Source organism: Catellatospora aurea (genome assembly GCF_042663325.1).
GTDB lineage: Bacteria > Actinomycetota > Actinomycetes > Mycobacteriales > Micromonosporaceae > Catellatospora > Catellatospora aurea.
This window is the reverse complement of record NZ_JBHTAC010000097.1, coordinates 1-2,387: the sequence shown is the minus strand read 5'-3', so window position 1 is coordinate 2,387 and position 2,387 is coordinate 1. Positions and strand designations below refer to the sequence as shown.

Genomic DNA, 2,387 nt, shown 5'->3' with positions numbered 1-2,387 from the left:
ACTTTCGCTTTCAAGATCTACTATGCGGGCGAACCTTCGCGAAAGAGCGAGGCTAACAAGCTCCGCTTCTTCTTCTGGGGTGCGGAAGAATGGAACCTTCGCGGCTCCAGGTACCACGTGGCCAACCTCTCCGACGACGAGGCAGCCAAAATCAAGATGTACCCGACATGATCGCATCCCCGAACTACGCGCTGCACACCCTCGACGGTGACGACTCCGACGCCGAAGGCGCCCCTGCGGGACCGCCCGGATCTGGCGAGATCGAGGATCTGTTCGAGCGGTACTACACGGGGATCGGAAGACCTTTCATCGGTAGGGACCTCAACGGCCGTTCGGACTACGCCCCCTTCATGGCGGCAGGCATCCCGGTCGGTGGGCTGTTCACCGGTGCTGACGGCATCAAGACCGAGGCCGAGGCGGAAAAGTTCGGCGGGCAGGCCGGAATGGCCTATGACGAGTGCTATCACCTGGCGTGCGACACGATTGCCAACGTCAACGACGCTGCCCTGGAGGTCAACTTCGGCGCAGTCAAGAACGCCGCAGAGGTTTGGGCCCAAAGCGAAGTGCTGCCCGGCACGGCATCCCGCCGCCCCGTCGATGCCAGCGAGGACGGTCATCACGCCCTGATCAAGTAGCACTTCGACGAGGTGGGCGGCCGATGTGCCGTCCACCTCGTTCACTCGCCGAGCGAAGACCTGAATGCAACGCGATCGATCGCCGTTCTTCCTCGGGCGCCGATCCCGACCGCGTTTCCACGGAGGCAGATTGCGGCGACAGCACGACGCAGCTCGCAACCGTCACCGCTCGAACCGTCACGTGTTCATCAACGCCCTGTAACGCTCTCAGTCGATAAACTCGGCGGGCCAGCGCGAGTACACGGCAGCGCCGAGGCGGACCCCCGTGTTGAGCACGGCGGTAGCGGCCGACGTGACGACCGTACTGGCCGGAGCAATGACCAAGTACGGCCCGGTTCCCGGACATCCAGCCGCCGGGAAAACCGGCACCCAGCAGTACGGCAACACGACATGGCGGGAGTTCACAGCCGCCGCCCTCGCCGACCAGCAGCCCATGACCGCCCAAGTTCCCCGTCCACGCCCTCACCCGACCCCTCCTCCGGACCGGTGAACCCAGGGTGCCGCCTCGCCGACCCCCGGCAAAGCGTCCAGGCGGCTGCGCTGAGGCTGCTTCGCGGAGGCAGTGTCACACGACCGCGTCGGGTCTCGCGGACGATCGACTGCTGGGGCGGTGACAGCGCGCAAGAACGCAGGGCCGGCCGGCAGGAAGGAGCAAACCCGCCAGCTAGGCGGACCCACCCCGGCGAGGGCGTGGAACAGCCTGGAACGCCCGACGCCGATAGCGCCGGCTGCCCCGATCGGCGTGCCCGACATGGAATGGGACGATCGTAGTGGCGGACGGACATCCTTTGTCGTTCGAGGAGCATCCCGAGCGCGGCCAGCAGCGGCGTCGGCACGGGGTGGACAACAACCGTGGCCGGAACGGCAAGAAGAAGAAGCGCGGCCGCTCCTTCCTCGCGCTCTTCCTCACCGTGTTCCTGCTCGGCGGTCTGGCCGGCGGCGCGTACCTGGGCTACGACAAGGTCAGGGACCTGCTGGTCACCCCCGACTACGTCAGCGCGGCGACGTCCGCCGAGGTCGAGGTGACCATCAAGGAGGGCTCCGCGGGCCTGGACATGGCCAAGGCGCTCAAGGCCCAGGACGTGATCAAGAGCGAGCAGGCGTTCGTCGAGGCCTATGAGAACAACCCCAGCGCCAAGAAGATCCAGCCCGGCCTGTACAAGCTGCGCGTGCAGATCAGCGCCGCCGACGCGATCACGATGCTGCTGGACACCGAGAACCGCCTCGTGAACGGCATCCTCATCGCCGAAGGCCTGTCCACGTTCAAGATCTACAAGGTGCTGTCCGGGAAGCTGGGCATCCCCGAGGCCGAGTTCAAGGCCGCCGCCAAGGACCCGATCGCGCTCGGCGTGCCGGCGTGGTGGTTCAAGCGGGAGGACGGCAAGAAGGAGAGCCGCTCGATCGAGGGCTTCTTGTTCCCGGACACATACGAGTTCCCGAAGAACGTGACCGCCAAGTCGGCTCTGTCGATGATGGTCGAGCGGTTCATGAAGGTCACCGGAGACATGGGCTACGCCGACGCGGCCGCGAAGCTGAACATCTCGCCGTACCAGGCGCTGATCGTGGCGTCGCTGGCGCAGGCCGAGGCCGGCAACGCCGACGACCTCGGCAAGGTCGCCCGGGTGTCCTACAACCGGGTCTTCAGTGACAAGGCCGTCGCCGAGATCGGCACCTGCCGGTGCCTGCAGTTCGACGTGACCGTCAACTACTCGCGGGAGATGGCCGGCAAGAAGGCCGTGCACTCCAGCGACC

3 protein-coding genes are annotated in these 2,387 nt (G+C 66.0%); all 3 read left to right on the top strand.

Annotated features, from left to right (window positions below; translation table 11 throughout):
- The first annotated feature begins 15 nt into the window (after positions 1–15).
- The gene (locus ACFQO7_RS37640; protein WP_376810876.1) at positions 16–171 is read left to right on the top strand and encodes a M28 family peptidase; all 156 of its coding nucleotides are present in this window, start codon (positions 16–18) and stop codon (positions 169–171) included.
- The gene (locus ACFQO7_RS37635; RefSeq protein ID WP_376810875.1) at positions 168–635 is read left to right on the top strand and encodes a M28 family peptidase; all 468 of its coding nucleotides are present in this window, start codon (positions 168–170) and stop codon (positions 633–635) included. The genes ACFQO7_RS37640 and ACFQO7_RS37635 overlap by 4 nt, the downstream gene beginning before the upstream one ends.
- 788 nt (positions 636–1,423) lie before the next feature.
- A partial coding sequence (locus tag ACFQO7_RS37630) for an endolytic transglycosylase MltG (RefSeq protein ID WP_376810874.1) occupies positions 1,424–2,387 on the top strand: 964 nt, incomplete at its 3' end.

Bases quoted from the DNA above. Each gene is read 5' to 3' on its own strand.
- ACFQO7_RS37635 (WP_376810875.1), top strand. From the start codon at position 168: ATGATCGCATCCCCGAACTACGCGCTGCACACCCTCGACGGTGACGAC.